Here is a 15,768-nt window from a genome sequence, read left to right as displayed (position 1 = left end):
AACAAGATATGTTTATTCCCTTTTTAATTAATATACCGATTTTAAAATATTATAACTTTTAAAATATTATAAATATTTCAGGCTGATAGTCAGCTGACCATCAAGTGTGGTATCGTCGGTAATGGCCAGCGTGGTAGTATCCTGAATAGCCAGTGATGTCACCAGCGGGAATGTTGCACTCAGGAATGCCAATGGAACTTTTTCGCCAGATTTTGCAACAGTAAACTCACGGATGTTTTGAGCCTGACTAGAACCATTCGTGCTCGTGGTCCACTTGGAGGTATCACCATTCTGAGTGTAAATAGGATCAACTGTCGCCCCGTCAGCGGTTACGCTATCAACCTTAACAAACATTGCATAGCTGCCGATGTTCACGCCGCCCGTTGTTTTACCTACACCGTAGGTCTGACTAGAATTGGATAGGCTTGCACCGGTAAACATTGCGTTATTAACGGTTAAACCCGCATTCGTCTCTGCACGATCGTCAACCATAGTCCACGAAACTTTCGTCGCAGCAGAACAAGTGATGGTTAGATCGATATTATTCTGACCTAACTGGTTTACTGCGCTGGCAGACAATGAACCAAGGTGAATAGTACCGTAATCTACTACACCACCTTTACTTAATTCTGGAGTACAGGCAGCATTTGTCAGCTTACCTTTTACCTGCAATACTGCGGTATCAGCAGCAAATGCGGAAGCGACGCAAAGAGACAGTGCGGTGGCAATAAGAACTTTTTTCATTCGTTAATCCTTAACATATGATAATTAAAAATAGGTTTCCATCAGGTACAAAACTATTTTTGCAATATGAGCTGTCACTGGGGAACTTTATAATATTATTTTTATAAATATATGCAATTTAGCAAATTTAATTTATACTTTTAGTTTCTCTGATATAATAATCATGAATTATTAAATCGGGTATTACGCAAGGCTACCCGCTTAAATTATTCATTGCGTTTATTATTGTAACCATTCTTCTCGAGATAAAAAAAAACGAAAAATGCAGTCTCATATTCTTATTTTTCGATCAATTTAAAAAATATATAATTTTCTCCAAAAAAAAACGGCCAGGCATAAACCTGACCGTTAAGATTAAAATTGAGTTAGCGTTATTTTACAACGCGTAATGCCGGACGTCCTCCGCGCGGCGGCGGATCGTCATCAGGATCGTTATCATCTTCGCGATCGGGCTTATCACCATCAATCACAGACATCACCGTTTCGCTCTCGGTCCCAACGCCGCCCTCTTCATCGTTCAGGCTCGCAACCTCTTCATCATAAGCTGCTTCCGGCTCAAACATTGTGCCCGCACCGTTTTCACGGGCGTAGATAGCCAGCACAGCTGCCAGCGGCACGGAAACCTGACGCGGCACGCCGCCGAAGCGCGCATTAAAGCGCACTTCGTCGTTCGCCAGCTCCAGGTTACCCACTGCGCGTGGCGCAATATTCAGTACAATCTGTCCGTCGCGCGCGTATTCCATTGGAACCAGCACGCCCGGCAACGTCACATCCACAACCAGGTGCGGCGTGAGCTGGTTATCCAGCAGCCATTCATAGAAGGCGCGCAGCAGATACGGACGGCGTGGTGAAAGTTGTGACATTTCCACAGTCATTAGCCTCGGCCGAGACGCATTTCACGTTCCGGTTCAGTTAAGGATGCCAGGAAAGAGTCGCGTTCAAAGACGCGAGTCATGTAGCCTTTCAGCTCTTTCGCGCCAGGACCGCTGAACTCTACGCCCAGGGTTGGCAGACGCCACAGCAGCGGAGCCAGGTAGCAATCTACCAGGCTGAATTCGTCGCTCAGGAAGAAAGGCTTTTGACCAAATACCGGCGCAATCGCCAGCAGCTCTTCACGCAGCTGTTTACGTGCAGCATCCGCTTCAGAAGAGGAACCGTTGACAATAACGTTCATCAGCGAGTACCAGTCTTTCTCGATACGCTGCATGTACAGGCGGCTTTCACCACGCGCAACAGGATAAACAGGCATCAGCGGCGGATGCGGGAAACGCTCATCCAGGTATTCCATAATGATACGGGATTCCCACAGGGTCAGCTCGCGATCCACCAGCGTCGGTACGCTTTGGCTCGGGTTGAGATCGATCAGATCCTGAGGCGGGTTATCCTTTTCCACATGCTCGATCTCAAAACTGACACCCTTCTCGGCCAGCACGATACGAACCTGATGGCTATAAATGTCAGTAGGACCAGAAAACAGCGTCATTACCGAACGTTTGTTGGCAGCGACAGCCATGAAAACCTCCAGGTATATTCAGAATTTTTACTGCTACCAGCCCAACGGGGCCAGCCAGATGATGTATCGCCCATCCCAGAGAAGACACATTGTTCAAGAATCGAACAAAAATCGAGTATTCACCGATATTTGGGCAGAAAATTGGATGATAGTTTACCAGATTTTGATGGCTTTGTGGTGAGGGGATTCCGGAAATGTGGAAAAAGAGAAGATATATGAAATGTTACTGTGGATAACCTGCGTATTATCCATAAAAAAACCCGCCGAAGCGGGTTTTTCGCCAATCGTTCTGCGTAAGCAGAATGGATTAACGTTTGGAGAACTGTGGACGACGACGTGCTTTACGCAGACCCACTTTCTTACGTTCAACCTGACGCGCGTCACGAGTAACGAAGCCAGCTTTACGCAGTTCAGAACGCAGGGATTCGTCGTACTCCATCAGAGCGCGGGTGATACCGTGACGGATCGCACCTGCCTGACCGGAGATACCACCACCTTTAACGGTGATGTACAGATCCAGTTTTTCTACCATATCAACCAGTTCCAGCGGCTGGCGAACTACCATGCGGGCAGTTTCGCGACCGAAGTATTGTTCCAGAGAACGCTGGTTGATTACGATTTTACCACTGCCCGGTTTGATGAAAACGCGAGCTGCGGAACTTTTGCGGCGACCAGTGCCGTAGTATTGATTTTCAGCCATTGCCTATAATCCCGATTAGATGTCAAGAACTTGCGGTTGCTGTGCCGCGTGGTTGTGCTCGTTGCCTGCGTAAACTTTCAGTTTACGGAACATAGCACGACCCAGCGGGCCTTTTGGCAGCATGCCTTTAACCGCGATTTCAATCACACGCTCAGGACGGCGGGCAATCATCTCTTCAAAGGTCGCTTCTTTGATACCACCGATGTGGCCGGTGTGGTGGTAGTACATTTTGTCAGTACGCTTGTTGCCGGTAACAGCAACTTTGTCAGCGTTCAGAACGATGATGTAATCACCGGTATCAACGTGCGGAGTGTATTCCGCTTTATGCTTACCGCGCAGGCGACGAGCCAGTTCAGTAGCCAGACGGCCCAGAGTTTTACCGGTCGCGTCAACAACATACCAGTCGCGCTGTACGGTTTCTGGTTTAGCTGTAAAAGTTTTCATTAAAAGCTTACCCAAATAATAAGTTACACGTTGGTGAACACCCAAACGTTTAGTCAGTTGAGGTTCACACGACAAAGTCCGGCAAACCTACCCCTTCGAATAGCACATGCCGACACATAGAAAGTTTCGGGAAAAAAACCTTCTCGTAACGTGGGGTCGCAAGATTATAGAGAAGTTGAGGTCAAAGATCGACCCTTAAATGTGATTTGGAATGGGTTTTTCGGGGTTGCGTACTGTGCGGTCTGGTGCCCTCACCCCCAGCCCCTCTCCCACGGGGAGAGGGGCGCATTTATTACGGCATATGCTCACGCTTGAGGTACTCTTCGCTCTGCATCTCTTGCAGGCGCGACAGGCAGCGCTGGAACTCAAACTTCAGGCGCTCGCCCTGATAGATCTCATATAAAGGCACCTCGGCGCTGACCACCAGCTTAACGTGGCGCTCGTAAAACTCATCTACCAGCGCGATGAAGCGGCGCGCTTCGCTCTCCATGAGTGGGGTCATAACGGGCACATCCCACAACATAACGGTATGGAACAGACGTGAAAGCGCAATGTAGTCATGCTGGCTGCGGGCGTCCACGCAGAGCGTTGCAAACGAGACGGCCAGCGTCTGGTTCTCTACGCCAAGCGTCGACAACGGGCGATGATTAATCTCCAGCGCTGGCGCGTTATCCCGCGGTGCCCCTGCCAGCGCCAGCCAGAGTTTATCCATCTCGCTGGCTGTGTCGGCGTTCAGCGGTGAAAGCCACAGGTGCGCCTGCGTTAATGTGCGCAGACGATAATCGACGCCGGCATCGACATTCATGATGTCGCAGTGCTGCTTAATGGCATCTATGGCTGGCAGGAAACGCGCCCGCTGAAGACCATTGCGATAAAGCTCATCCGGCGGGATATTTGAGGTCGCCACCAGGGTAATCCCACGCGCAAACAGCGCTTTCATGAGGCCCCCCAGCAACATGGCATCCGTAATATCGGAAACAAAGAACTCGTCGAAGCAGAGCACGTCCGTTTCCGCCTTGAAGCGATCGGCCACAATCTCCAGCGGGTCGGTTTCGCCCTGGAGCGCCGTCAGCTCTTCATGGACCCGCAGCATAAAACGGTGAAAGTGCAGACGCTGCTTACGCGTGCCGGGCAGGCTCTGGTAGAACATGTCCATCAGCCAGGTCTTACCCCGCCCAACGCCACCCCACATATATAATCCACGAACCGGTGCGTTTACCGTGGGCTCTTTTTTGCCCAGTAAACGGCCGAATGCCGCCTTCAGCCCACTGCTCTGCACCGCATCGGCGGGTTTCGCCAGAATTTCCTGATAAATCGTGTCCAGGCGGTTAACCGCTTCACGCTGGACATCATCCGGCTGGTGTGTGCCCTCGCTCAGGGCCAGTTGGTAACGCGATGAAGGGGACAGGTTTTGCATGATGTTGTTGTTATTCCTTTAGTTAAACCTCACCAGCGCGCGTGGCTGATGAAAAAAAGGCCGTTCTACACTACGCGATGATACGTCAGGATTCCACTTCTGCGGAAATAGCGGTTATAGTGGCATAATCAGGCACAGGCAGGAGCCGAGCCAACACCCTACGGAACAACAAGACAACGGGAGAAGTTCATGACCTGGGAATATGCGCTAATCGGTTTAGTCGTCGGCATCATCATTGGTGCTGTGGCCATGCGTTTCGGTAACCGCAAATTGCGTCAGCAGCAGTCACTGCAATACGAACTGGAAAAGAACAAAGCCGAACTGGAAGAATATCGCGAAGAGCTGGTCAGCCACTTTGCCCGTAGCGCTGAGCTGCTGGACAACATGGCGACAGATTATCGCCAGCTCTACCAGCACATGGCGAAAAGCTCCAGCAGCCTGCTGCCGGAAATGACCGCGGAGACCAACCCCTTCCGCAATCGTCTGGCTGATTCTGAAGCCGGTAACGATCAGGCACCGGTTCAGATGCCACGCGACTATTCAGACGGCGCGTCCGGCCTGCTGCGCGGTGGCGTAAAACGCGATTAATCGCACAACCTGAATAAATTTTACGGGCGCACCTTATGCGCCCGTCCTTTCTTCCCGTCCCCAGCTATTATTTAGTCAAACACCTCATTGTTCAGCGGTTGAAAATTCAATAACATCAAGATGTTTTTGGGGCCGTTCTTTTTCATTCCAGGATACGAGAGTCAGCATCGATGAAGAAAAAAAACCAGCTGTTGAGCGCCTTAGCGTTAAGTGTCGGGTTATCTCTCTCGGCGTCCTTCCCCGTCAGTGCGGCACTGCCTTCGCAGGTGCCTGGACAAGAAGCCATTCCCAGCCTTGCGCCGATGCTTGAAAAAGTCCTGCCTGCGGTAGTCAGCGTTCAGGTGGAAGGGACGGCACGCCAAAGCCAGCGTATTCCCGAAGAGCTGAAGAAATATTTTGGCGAAGACGCGCCGGATCAGCAGGCTCAGCCGTTTGAAGGTCTGGGCTCAGGGGTAATTATCGACGCGGCTAAGGGCTATATCCTGACCAATAACCACGTGATCAGCCAGGCCGATAAAATCAGCGTTCAGCTGAACGATGGCCGGGAGTTTGACGCCAAACTGATCGGCGGTGACGATCAGAGTGATATCGCCCTACTACAGGTACAAAACCCCAGCAACCTGACCCAGATCGCCATTGCTGATTCCGATAAGCTGCGCGTCGGTGATTTTGCTGTCGCGGTCGGTAACCCGTTCGGCTTAGGCCAGACCGCCACCTCCGGAATTGTCTCCGCCCTGGGGCGCAGCGGCCTGAATCTCGAAGGGCTGGAAAATTTCATCCAGACCGATGCCTCCATCAACCGGGGCAACTCCGGCGGTGCGCTGCTTAATCTGAACGGTGAGCTGATCGGCATCAACACCGCTATCCTCGCGCCAGGCGGCGGCAGCATCGGGATTGGTTTTGCCATTCCGAGCAACATGGCGAAAACTCTGTCTCAACAGCTGATTCAGTTTGGCGAGGTTAAGCGCGGTCTGCTGGGCATCAAAGGCATGGAGATGAGCGCCGATATCGCCAAAGCCTTTAAGCTCAACGTCCAGCGCGGGGCGTTTGTCAGCGAAGTGCTGCCCAACTCAGGCTCTGCGAAAGCGGGCGTGAAATCCGGTGACGTTATTGTCAGCCTGAACGATAAACCGCTGAGCAGCTTCGCTGAATTACGTTCGCGTATTGCCACCACGGAGCCTGGCGCTAAAGTGAAGCTGGGCCTGATCCGCGAGGGCAAACCGCTGACCGTGGAAGTGACGCTGGACAAGAGCACCTCCTCTTCCGCCAGCGCAGAACAGATCTCCCCGACTCTACAGGGCGCTACGCTGAGCGACGGTCAGCTTAAAAACGGCACGAAAGGCATTTCTGTCACTACCGTTGAGAAGAGCAGCCCGGCCGCGCAGGCAGGTTTGCATCAGGACGACGTGATCGTGGGCGTGAACCGTACTCGCGTGCAGTCTATTGCCGAAATGCGTAAGGTGCTGGAGAGTAAACCGGCAGTTATTGCCCTGCAAATTATCCGTGGCAACGATACCCTCTACATTTTACTGCGTTAACCATTTGCAACTCCGGGCATCGCCGCTGCGTGTGATGTCCGGATAACTCATGTTATGCTGCAAACCGTTCCTTTTTTAACGACACACGCATCATGCTTTTAAAGCTCTTTCGTTCAATTGTCATTGGTTTGATCGTTGCCGGTCTGCTGCTGGTGGCTATGCCATCTTTACGCCAGTTCAACAAACTGTCGGCTCCTCAGTTCGACAGCACGGATGAAACGCCTGCGACGTACAATCAGGCGGTACGCCGTGCCGCCCCCGCCGTGGTTAACGTCTATAACCGCGGGCTTAACAGTTCTGCTCATAACCAGCTGGAGATCCGCACGCTCGGTTCCGGTGTGATCATGGATGACCGGGGCTACATCATCACCAATAAACACGTCATTAACGATGCCGACCAGATTATCGTCGCCTTGCAGGATGGCCGCGTGTTTGAAGCCCTGCTGGTGGGGTCGGACAGCCTGACCGATCTGGCGGTGCTGAAGATCAACGCCACCGGCGGTCTGCCGACTATCCCGATTAATCGCAAACGAACGCCGCATATCGGCGATGTGGTACTGGCGATCGGTAACCCGTATAACTTGGGCCAGACCATCACTCAGGGGATCATCAGCGCGACCGGTCGAATCGGCCTGAACCCGTCAGGGCGGCAGAACTTCCTGCAAACCGATGCCTCGATCAACCACGGTAACTCCGGCGGTGCGCTGGTGAACTCTCTGGGCGAACTGATGGGCATTAACACCCTCTCCTTCGACAAGAGCAACGACGGCGAAACGCCGGAAGGGATTGGCTTTGCCATTCCATTCCAGCTGGCGACCAAGATCATGGACAAGCTGATCCGCGATGGCCGCGTGATCCGTGGCTACATCGGTATTGGTGGGCGTGAAATCGCACCGATGCATACGCAGGGCGGTGGTATCGATCAGATCCAGGGGATTGTGGTCAACGAAGTGGCGCCTGGCGGCCCGGCGGCCAATGCAGGTATCCAGGTGAACGACGTTATCCTTTCCGTCAACGGTACGCCAGCGGTCTCTGCGCTGGAAACCATGGACCAGGTGGCTGAGATTCGCCCGGGCTCCATCATCCCTGTTGAAGTCATGCGTAATGACAAGAAGCTGACGATCCAGGTCACCATCCAGGAATACCCGGCCACTAACTGACGGGCATAAAAAAACGGAGCTTAGCGCTCCGTTTTTTTTACCGGGACAAGATCACTTGTTAACGAACTCTTCGCCCAGCGTGATGTCTTTCTTCAGCGTATCCAGCATGCCTTCCATCGCGTTTTGCTCAAACGCGCTCAGCGTGCCGATAGACTTACGCTCTTCAACACCGTTTTTACCCAGCAGCAGCGGCTGAGAGAAGAAGCGCGCGTGTTCACCGTCGCCTTCAACATAGGCGCATTCAACAACGCCTTTTTCGCCCTGCAACGCGCGAACCAGAGACAGGCCGAAACGTGCCGCCGCCTGACCCATAGACAGGGTTGCAGAACCGCCACCCGCCTTCGCTTCCACCACTTCGGTGCCTGCGTTCTGAATGCGTTTAGTCAGGTCAGCCACTTCCTGCTCGGTGAAGCTCACGCCCGGGATCTGCGACAGCAGAGGCAGGATGGTCACGCCAGAGTGACCGCCGATAACCGGCACTTCCACTTCCGTTGGCTGCTTGCCTTTCAGCTCAGCCACGAAGGTGTTGGAGCGGATGATATCCAGCGTAGTTACGCCGAACAGTTTGTTCTTGTCGTAAACGCCTGCTTTCTTCAGTACTTCTGCTGCGATGGCAACGGTGGTGTTCACCGGGTTGGTGATGATACCGATGCACGCTTTCGGGCAGGTTTCAGCGATCTGCTGAACCAGGTTTTTCACGATGCCCGCGTTGACGTTGAACAGGTCTGAACGATCCATACCCGGTTTACGTGCAACACCCGCGGAGATCAGCACCACGTCGGCACCCTGCAACGCAGGACGCGCATCTTCACCGGAGAAGCCTTTGATTTTCACAGCTGTCGGGATGTGGCTCAGGTCAACCGCCACACCTGGGGTTACCGGAGCAATATCGTACAGGGAGAGTTCTGAGCCTGAAGGCAGTTGGGTTTTCAGTAGTAGGGCAAGCGCCTGGCCGATACCACCAGCAGCGCCGAGGACTGCGACTTTCATCCTAAACTCCTTATTATGGTTAACTTAAGTATCTGTAACTCCGTTGCGGCGACCATAATTCAGCACGTCATTAATTACAATTTTCATCGCTAAAGAATTTGAGGTCGCACGTCTTTCACCTTCACCTGAATACTATCGGGCTGTAGGCAACAACGAATTAAGAGGGGGTTACAATACACCCTGCCACGCCACCAAAACAACATCATTTTGATAACATTTAATTTACTTTTAAGGTTATTTGCGCGGCGTGACCCAGGCATGTTTTCCGATAACGAAATCTGATAAAATCTCTCCCTTTCATAACATTATTTCAGCCTGGCGTCAGGTAGATAATTTGCATAAAAATTCATCCACATGCATAATAATGTTGTTTCTATCGTCATATTCCGGGTGACTTATGCGAAGCTCGTCTAAGCAAGAAGAATTAGTGAAGGCGTTTAAAGCGCTACTCAAAGAAGAGAAATTCAGTTCTCAGGGAGAAATTGTTCAGGCGTTGCAGGAACAAGGCTTCGACAACATCAACCAGTCGAAGGTCTCTCGCATGTTAACCAAGTTTGGAGCGGTGCGTACGCGCAACGCCAAAATGGAAATGGTTTATTGCCTGCCTGCTGAACTTGGCGTGCCAACGACCTCCAGCCCGCTGAAAAACCTGGTTCTGGACATCGACTATAACGATGCCGTGGTCGTGATCCACACCAGCCCGGGCGCAGCCCAGCTGATTGCCCGCCTGCTGGACTCGCTGGGTAAAGCAGAGGGGATCCTCGGAACCATCGCCGGTGATGACACCATTTTTACCACCCCGGCAAATGGTTTCTCGGTGAAAGACCTCTACGAAGCGATTCTGGTCCTGTTCGAACAGGAGCTGTAATTGTCTGCCCCGTAGCGCCTGACTGCGGGGATCATTCTGCTGCTTCCGCGTTTTACCCTGCTTTTCTCTGCCTGCTGTTTTTGCAAATAGTGCTTTTTACCGCCTGTTAACATTCATTCAGTGAATGATCTGCCGCAAAATCGCACAAAAAATCAAATTGATCTATCCCTTTGATTTAGGAAAGAAAAAACCATAAATCTTGCATTGTGGCGTCCTTTTTTATGCATTCGCGTTATAAAAAATGATTTTTTTAACACGTAATAACAGGGGAAACCATTAGCCTGGTATTAATTTTTAGCGTGATTAGTGTATACTTGATTTTGTGATGAGGGTCACAGAACAAAGACCCCAGTAAAATAATTGACGAGGTAAATAATCATGAAAATTAAAACCACTGTAGCTACCCTGAGCGTACTGTCAGTCCTGTCATTCGGTGCGTTTGCAGCCGACACCATTAATGCCGAACAGGCACAATCCCGTCAGGCTATCGGGACTGTTTCTGTTGGTGCCATCGGTACGTCTCCGATGGACATGCACGAAATGCTGAACAAAAAAGCGGAAGAACAGGGTGCGTCATCTTATCGCATCATCGAAGCGCGCAGTGGCGACCACTGGCACGCTACCGCAGAACTGTACAAATAAACCCTCGTCGTATCTCATCATACGACTTGCCCCTGACCTCCCGGTCAGGGGCTTTTTTATCACTGGCGCACGTTGAAACGCAGTTGCCCTTCCAGCTCCTCCTCCGCTTCATCAAACAATAAAATCAATGCGCCAAAGCGTCTGCGCAGTTTTTCAGGCAGATGGGTAAATTCGATTTCCAGCGGTAACGGCAGCCTGTCGCCGGTAACCACATCCCACAGCATATCAAGATTGCTTACGCTGCCCCGCTCCAGGTCGAACGCCCGAATAAACTCGCGATAGAAGTCTTCCTGACTCTCAATTTCGTCAAAATCAAAGGTATAAATTTTCATTGCCAGCCACCCGGTACAGGCGGGCGGCAAATGCCGCCCTGTCTATTATAATCCCCCGATATGCAGGGTTTTAACTTCCAGAAACTCCTCCAGCCCCAGCACGGACCCCTCGCGGCCCAGCCCGGACTCTTTTACGCCCCCAAACGGACCCAGTTCGGTCGAGACCGCACATTCATTAATTCCGATCATGCCGCTCTCAATGGCCTGTGAGACGCGGAACACGCGCGAAAGATTCTGGGTATAAAAGTAGGCCGCCAGCCCGTAAGGCGTATTGTTAGCGCGCATAACCACTTCGTCTTCCGACGTGAAGCGGAAGCAGGCGGCTACGGGACCAAAGGTCTCCTCTTCTGCCAGCTTCATGCCTTCATGGCAGTCACCGAGTACGGTTGGCATCCAGAAGTTGCCGCCAAGTTCGTGCGGTTTACCCCCAGCCAGCACCGTGGCGCCCTTCGCTACCGCATCTTCGACGTGCTCACGCACTTTCTCGACAGCCGAAGGCTCAATCAGCGGGCCGACAACGACGCCCTCGTCCAGACCGTTACCCACCTTCAGCGCCTTCACCGCATCGGCAAGTTGATTGACGAACTTGTCATAGACCGTCTCCTGAATATAGAAACGGTTTACGCTGACGCAGACCTGCCCGGCGTTACGGAACTTATTGGCGATCGCGCCTTTGACGGCGGCATCAATATCCGCGTCCTCGAAAACGATATACGGCGCATTACCGCCCAGCTCCATCGATACCTTTTTCATGGTCTCTGCGGAATTGCGAACCAGCGTTTTCCCGACGGCGGTTGAACCCGTAAACGAGATTTTGCGCACGTCATGGCTGGCCATAATGGCGTCGCTAATTTCTGAGGTGCTCCCCGCGACCGCATTCAGCACACCATCCGGCACACCGGCCTGCTTCGCCAGCGTCAGCAGCGCAAAGGCGCTCAGCGGCGTGTTGTTTGCAGGTTTGATCACGCCGGTACATCCTGCTGCCAGCGCCGGGCCGAGCTTACGGGTGAGCATAGCCATCGGGAAATTCCATGGCGTGATAGCAGCAACCACCCCGACAGGTTCACGAGTGGCCAGAATACGGGAGCCAGGTTTAACCGGAGGAATGATTTCACCGTTGGCGCGCTTGGCCTGCTCGGCAAACCACTGAATGAAGCTAGCAGCGTAGTCCACCTCACCTTCAGCCTCTTTCAGCGGCTTGCCCTGTTCGGTAGTCATCAGCCGCCCGAGCCAGCTTTTGTTCTCGATAATCAGTTCATACCAGCGATAGAGGATCGCGGAACGCTCTTTTGCCGTTTTTGCGCGCCATGCGGGAAAGGCCTTCGTCGCGGCCACAATGGCCTCTTCGGTTTCGGCTTTTCCTGCTTTCGCCACTTTCGCAATGACCTCGCCCGTGGCCGGGTTTAGCACATCAAACGTGGTGTCTAGTGTTTTCCAGATACCGTTGACCAGATACCCGGTCTGAAAAAGAATACTGTCCTGAAGAGCCTGGGTTGTCATGTGTCCTCCCTTCCTGAATGTTTGAACCTGCAAGAATAAGTATAGCCACAAAAAAACCGACGCTTTTGGCGTCGGTTTTCTCTTCGTTAGCTGTCTGTCAGCGCATTCTGGTAGCGGTGCAGCATAAACACCAGCCGCTCTACCGGCTCGGTAACCTGCGGCGGCGCTTCCCAGATCCGCAGTTTCTCCTGGTAGATATCCAGCTCCTCCAGCAGTTGCTTAAAGTAGCGGCGACGTTTGTCATCACTGGATGCCGATATCACATGGTCCGCCGTGCGCCGTAGCTGGCGGTGGAAGGCGGACAAATCGTCGTTGATCGGCACTGGCGCGTTCCGCAGACGCTGGTGCGCGATAATCATGGTTAACGCCAGGCGGAAGCGGGCGACATCGCCCGGGAATTTATTTAGCAACAGGAACAGCTGCTGATAGAGCGCCGGCAGGTGGTTCTCCTTGCGCCGCGCGGTGTTGGTGGTCAAGGACGATACGGCGGCCGATACAAACTGATTCAGCAGCACGCGCCCTGTCCGCGCCTGAGAGTTATCCCGCACCAGCAGGATCACCATCATTGCCAGGAAACAGCCCACCAGCTGACCTAGTGCGCTATCCAGGAACTGACTGAAATGGAAGGTCATCGGGTTATCCAGCACGATGATGTTAATCGTACTCGCCAGTGCGCCTAACGATCCCAGACGGCGTTTTTGTACCTCAATCCCGATAAAGAACGCCATCACCGCCAGGCTGATGCAGAGCAAAAGCATGCTTTGCTGCGTCGAGGGAATAATCACCAGGAAGTAGAGCGCGCCAATAGGTAACGCCGCAATAGTGCCGTACAGAAAATCGATCGCGACCATGCGCGGGTTGGGCAGACGCATCGCCAGCGCGGTGACGACGGCAATCATCACCATCGCGCCGCTGCCAGACGTCCAGCCGGTCCACAGCCAGAACAGCGTGCCGAGTATACAGGCCAGGGTGGTACGCCAGAAGTTAACCATCGCATGATGGCGCTCGGCGGATTCAGGTTTGATCACCACTTCGCCCTGTAACACCTCTTCTTCCGCCGCACTGATTTTGGTGTTGCTAATCACGCCGCGTTTCAGGAGCAGGTAGCGCGTTGCGGCGCCTACCCAGGTATAAATGGTGACTGGCGTATCCCGTTCTCCTGTCCACGCAATCACACGACGCATGCGTTTAAGCTGTCGATGCACGTCCTGCACCGTCTCCACAGGCTCATCAAACAGTTCGCGGAAAGTATCCGTTACCACTTCGGGGCGGGTGTTCTGAATCAGGTAGGTTTCACACGCCTGGGTGATCAGCGTTAACGAGACGGTATTGATCGCTTTCAGACGACGGTTGGCCCGCTCCCAGCGGGAAGACTCCATATTGAGGTTACTGCGCATCCCTTCCAGCGCCTGCGTGCGGCGCACCAGCGCACTCCAGGCCTTGTCGACCTCTTCGCTGTCGCCGTGCTTAATGCACAGCTGCATGAGCTGGTACTGAGCAACAATCAGCGCGTCCAGCTCACGATCGACTTCCTGCTTGATCGATCGCGGAGAGAAGAGCAGGTCTGCGACAATCGCGCAGACGATACCAATGACAATCTCGCTGCAACGTTCCACGGCGAACTGCGGAGCAAGCAGCGGTTCACTCTGAATGGTGATGATAATAATCAGCGCGGTATATCCCGCCAGACCCCAGGCGTACGAGTTCTCCACCTTCACCAGCGAAGAGACCCAGGTGCAAAAACCCGCCCAGATACAGCATACAATCAGCATCAGCAGCGGCGTGCGGATCATCAGGATGATAATGGTCAGGGCGGCGATACAGCCGATAAAGGTGCCGATAATACGCAGCATCCCGCGATAGCGAATTGCCCCGGAGTAAGGTTCGCCACCCGCCGCGAAGGCAGGACCGGCGGCGACGATCGCGGCGGTCAGAACGGCCCAGCGCGGCGTTTCAAGCTGGAAATGGAAGCCAACAAACAGCGCCAGCACAATGGCGCATGCCAGCTTCACGGCGAAGCGGATGTGCTGGCTGGCGATGGAAAAAATGCCCATAGCGATCAACCAAACTCGCGCAGGCGATGGGCGATTTGACGGAAGATCGAATCCTGGCTGGCATCACGGTCTTTTTCACCCGTGATCACCACCGTCGCCGTGGTGCCTGCGGGCCAGAGGTTGCTCTGCTGCTCATCCAGACGAATGCGTACCGGTACGCGCTGCGCCAGACGAACCCACTCGAGGTTAGAATCGACGGTCGCCATCCCTTTTGAATCATTGGTACTGCTGGAGTTGGTCACCCCCGCGGCCACGCTGTCCACGGTTCCCTTCAGGACCCGGTTGCTGCCGAGCGGCGTGATTTCGGCGCGATAGCCCGGACGCACGCCTTCCAGCTTGGTCTCTTCCATATAGGCGAGGACGTAGAAAGAGTTCTTTTTCACCAGCGCCACGGCCGTAGAGCCGCGCGTAATAAACTCGCCCGCATAGACATTGAGGTTGGTCACCCAGCCATCGGACGGGGCGCGGATAACGGTACGTTCCAGATCGAGCTTCGCCAGATCGCGCGTCGCCTGCGCTTTTGCCAGCTGATGCAGCACGGTTTGCAGCACGTTATTGGACTGGTCAATCTCTTCCCGGGACATGGCCTGGATGCCCAGCTTGTTACGGCGTCCTGCTTCACGGCGTTTTTCAGAGGCCAGCGCGTTGTAATACGCCACGTCTGCTTCCGCTTCTTCCAGCGCTTTTTGATAGCGCGGCTGGTCGATGGTGAACAGCACCTGATCTTTTTTCACCAGTTGGTTATCGTGGACGTTGACTGCCGTAATGAGACCGGCGACATCGGGCGCTATCGCGACCACCTCCGCGCTGAAACGCGCATCGCGCGTCCACGGGGATTCGGTGTAATAAACCCAGGCGCGAAAAATAGCGATGAACGCCAGGATGACCAGCGCCATAGTGATGGCAGTGCGGGAGATTTTTCTTGTTAGCGTTTTCACATCAACCTCAGACAAACATGCGCGATATTAAATAGAACAGGCAGCAATACAGCGCGGTATTGAACAATGCAGGATGCCAGACGAAATCATAAATCCCGGTAGGGACCAGCACCTTGCGCACCAGCCAGAAGATCGCCAGTGATAAAAGAAGCTCGAAAAATATCGGTGGGAACGACAAACCGAACACCACGATAACGGGAAACAGACTCATGTTGACCTTGATTAAAGAGAGTGCAGGTTACTGGATTTTTAAGCTCGCGCCGCCGCAGGAGAGCAAGAATTGCCGGGCGAGAGTGGCGCAGCCGTTATGTAATTAATAATATATTAACGTAACTGTTAT

17 protein-coding genes are annotated in these 15,768 nt (G+C 53.2%); 5 read left to right on the top strand and 12 right to left on the bottom strand.

Annotated features, from left to right (window positions below):
* Positions 1-66: 66 nt before the first annotated feature.
* The 6 genes from DD597_RS04670 to zapE form a co-directional block, all read right to left on the bottom strand.
* On the bottom strand, positions 67-744 hold the full coding sequence (locus DD597_RS04670; protein ID WP_023323800.1) for a DUF1120 domain-containing protein: 678 nt from the start codon (positions 742-744) through the stop codon (positions 67-69).
* Between the two features lie 371 nt (positions 745-1,115).
* Positions 1,116-1,613 carry a ClpXP protease specificity-enhancing factor gene (gene sspB, locus DD597_RS04665; RefSeq protein ID WP_003860440.1) on the bottom strand — a complete coding sequence of 166 codons (498 nt, stop codon included), beginning with the start codon at positions 1,611-1,613 and terminating at the stop codon, positions 1,116-1,118.
* A gap of 5 nt (positions 1,614-1,618) precedes the next feature.
* On the bottom strand, positions 1,619-2,257 hold the full coding sequence (gene sspA, locus DD597_RS04660) for a stringent starvation protein SspA (RefSeq protein WP_003860438.1): 639 nt from the start codon (positions 2,255-2,257) through the stop codon (positions 1,619-1,621).
* Between the two features lie 307 nt (positions 2,258-2,564).
* The gene (gene rpsI, locus DD597_RS04655; protein ID WP_003860436.1) at positions 2,565-2,957 is read right to left on the bottom strand and encodes a 30S ribosomal protein S9; all 393 of its coding nucleotides are present in this window, start codon (positions 2,955-2,957) and stop codon (positions 2,565-2,567) included.
* A gap of 15 nt (positions 2,958-2,972) precedes the next feature.
* On the bottom strand, positions 2,973-3,401 hold the full coding sequence (rplM, locus tag DD597_RS04650; protein WP_003860434.1) for a 50S ribosomal protein L13: 429 nt from the start codon (positions 3,399-3,401) through the stop codon (positions 2,973-2,975).
* A 292-nt stretch (positions 3,402-3,693) separates the two neighbouring features.
* Positions 3,694-4,818: a cell division protein ZapE gene (zapE, locus tag DD597_RS04645; protein ID WP_023314916.1), complete on the bottom strand. Its 1,125-nt coding sequence runs from the start codon at positions 4,816-4,818 to the stop codon at positions 3,694-3,696.
* A 189-nt stretch (positions 4,819-5,007) separates the two neighbouring features.
* Here zapE and zapG point away from each other — a divergent pair, with 189 nt between their 5' ends.
* The 3 genes from zapG to degS all read left to right on the top strand — a co-directional run bounded on the left by zapG (position 5,008) and on the right by degS (position 8,104).
* Positions 5,008-5,406, top strand: a complete 399-nt coding sequence (gene zapG / locus DD597_RS04640) for a Z-ring associated protein ZapG (protein ID WP_003860432.1) — start codon at positions 5,008-5,010, stop codon at positions 5,404-5,406.
* Between the two features lie 170 nt (positions 5,407-5,576).
* On the top strand, positions 5,577-6,944 hold the full coding sequence (gene degQ / locus DD597_RS04635; protein WP_063944809.1) for a serine endoprotease DegQ: 1,368 nt from the start codon (positions 5,577-5,579) through the stop codon (positions 6,942-6,944).
* Between the two features lie 92 nt (positions 6,945-7,036).
* Positions 7,037-8,104: an outer membrane-stress sensor serine endopeptidase DegS gene (gene degS, locus DD597_RS04630; protein WP_003860430.1), complete on the top strand. Its 1,068-nt coding sequence runs from the start codon at positions 7,037-7,039 to the stop codon at positions 8,102-8,104.
* Between the two features lie 51 nt (positions 8,105-8,155).
* Here degS and mdh read toward each other — a convergent pair whose 3' ends face one another.
* Positions 8,156-9,094, bottom strand: a complete 939-nt coding sequence (mdh, locus tag DD597_RS04625) for a malate dehydrogenase (protein ID WP_003860429.1) — start codon at positions 9,092-9,094, stop codon at positions 8,156-8,158.
* Between the two features lie 397 nt (positions 9,095-9,491).
* Between mdh and argR the strand changes: the two genes are divergently transcribed.
* Together argR and yhcN are read left to right on the top strand one after the other, a co-directional pair.
* The gene (argR, locus tag DD597_RS04620) at positions 9,492-9,962 is read left to right on the top strand and encodes a transcriptional regulator ArgR (protein WP_003860428.1); all 471 of its coding nucleotides are present in this window, start codon (positions 9,492-9,494) and stop codon (positions 9,960-9,962) included.
* 378 nt (positions 9,963-10,340) lie between these two features.
* The gene (gene yhcN, locus DD597_RS04615) at positions 10,341-10,604 is read left to right on the top strand and encodes a peroxide/acid stress response protein YhcN (RefSeq protein ID WP_003860426.1); all 264 of its coding nucleotides are present in this window, start codon (positions 10,341-10,343) and stop codon (positions 10,602-10,604) included.
* Between the two features lie 59 nt (positions 10,605-10,663).
* Here the strand turns inward: yhcN and DD597_RS04610 are convergent, their stop codons facing one another.
* The 5 genes from DD597_RS04610 to aaeX form a co-directional block, all read right to left on the bottom strand.
* Complete coding sequence (locus DD597_RS04610; protein WP_003860424.1) at positions 10,664-10,936, bottom strand: barstar family protein; 273 nt, start codon at positions 10,934-10,936, stop codon at positions 10,664-10,666.
* A gap of 45 nt (positions 10,937-10,981) precedes the next feature.
* Complete coding sequence (locus tag DD597_RS04605; RefSeq protein ID WP_003860422.1) at positions 10,982-12,436, bottom strand: NAD-dependent succinate-semialdehyde dehydrogenase; 1,455 nt, start codon at positions 12,434-12,436, stop codon at positions 10,982-10,984.
* Positions 12,437-12,522: 86 nt separating this feature from the next.
* Positions 12,523-14,490, bottom strand: a complete 1,968-nt coding sequence (gene aaeB / locus DD597_RS04600) for a p-hydroxybenzoic acid efflux pump subunit AaeB (protein WP_003860418.1) — start codon at positions 14,488-14,490, stop codon at positions 12,523-12,525.
* Positions 14,491-14,495: 5 nt separating this feature from the next.
* Entirely contained in the window at positions 14,496-15,428 is a 933-nt protein-coding gene (gene aaeA, locus DD597_RS04595; protein ID WP_048209694.1) for a p-hydroxybenzoic acid efflux pump subunit AaeA, read from the bottom strand.
* 7 nt (positions 15,429-15,435) lie between these two features.
* Positions 15,436-15,639: a p-hydroxybenzoic acid efflux pump operon protein AaeX gene (gene aaeX, locus DD597_RS04590; protein ID WP_003860416.1), complete on the bottom strand. Its 204-nt coding sequence runs from the start codon at positions 15,637-15,639 to the stop codon at positions 15,436-15,438.
* Positions 15,640-15,768 lie beyond the last annotated feature (129 nt).

Origin of the sequence: Enterobacter cloacae complex sp. 677-3DZ2D5B (assembly GCF_004136695.1) — a bacterium.
GTDB lineage: Bacteria > Pseudomonadota > Gammaproteobacteria > Enterobacterales > Enterobacteriaceae > Enterobacter > Enterobacter hormaechei_C.
Note: the sequence above shows the minus strand (reverse complement) of the source record. Positions and strands in the feature narration are given on the sequence as shown.

Excerpts from the sequence above, each read along its gene's own strand:
- sspA (WP_003860438.1), bottom strand. The coding sequence starts at position 2,257 with ATGGCTGTCGCTGCCAACAAACGTTCGGTAATGACGCTGTTTTCTGGT.
- aaeB (WP_003860418.1), bottom strand. The coding sequence starts at position 14,490 with ATGGGCATTTTTTCCATCGCCAGCCAGCACATCCGCTTCGCCGTGAAG.
- argR (WP_003860428.1), top strand. The coding sequence starts at position 9,492 with ATGCGAAGCTCGTCTAAGCAAGAAGAATTAGTGAAGGCGTTTAAAGCG.
- degS (WP_003860430.1), top strand. The coding sequence starts at position 7,037 with ATGCTTTTAAAGCTCTTTCGTTCAATTGTCATTGGTTTGATCGTTGCC.
- zapE (WP_023314916.1), bottom strand. The coding sequence starts at position 4,818 with ATGCAAAACCTGTCCCCTTCATCGCGTTACCAACTGGCCCTGAGCGAG.
- DD597_RS04610 (WP_003860424.1), bottom strand. The coding sequence starts at position 10,936 with ATGAAAATTTATACCTTTGATTTTGACGAAATTGAGAGTCAGGAAGAC.
- yhcN (WP_003860426.1), top strand. The coding sequence starts at position 10,341 with ATGAAAATTAAAACCACTGTAGCTACCCTGAGCGTACTGTCAGTCCTG.
- zapG (WP_003860432.1), top strand. The coding sequence starts at position 5,008 with ATGACCTGGGAATATGCGCTAATCGGTTTAGTCGTCGGCATCATCATT.
- DD597_RS04670 (WP_023323800.1), bottom strand. The coding sequence starts at position 744 with ATGAAAAAAGTTCTTATTGCCACCGCACTGTCTCTTTGCGTCGCTTCC.
- aaeX (WP_003860416.1), bottom strand. The coding sequence starts at position 15,639 with ATGAGTCTGTTTCCCGTTATCGTGGTGTTCGGTTTGTCGTTCCCACCG.
- mdh (WP_003860429.1), bottom strand. The coding sequence starts at position 9,094 with ATGAAAGTCGCAGTCCTCGGCGCTGCTGGTGGTATCGGCCAGGCGCTT.
- rplM (WP_003860434.1), bottom strand. The coding sequence starts at position 3,401 with ATGAAAACTTTTACAGCTAAACCAGAAACCGTACAGCGCGACTGGTAT.
- rpsI (WP_003860436.1), bottom strand. The coding sequence starts at position 2,957 with ATGGCTGAAAATCAATACTACGGCACTGGTCGCCGCAAAAGTTCCGCA.
- degQ (WP_063944809.1), top strand. The coding sequence starts at position 5,577 with ATGAAGAAAAAAAACCAGCTGTTGAGCGCCTTAGCGTTAAGTGTCGGG.
- DD597_RS04605 (WP_003860422.1), bottom strand. The coding sequence starts at position 12,436 with ATGACAACCCAGGCTCTTCAGGACAGTATTCTTTTTCAGACCGGGTAT.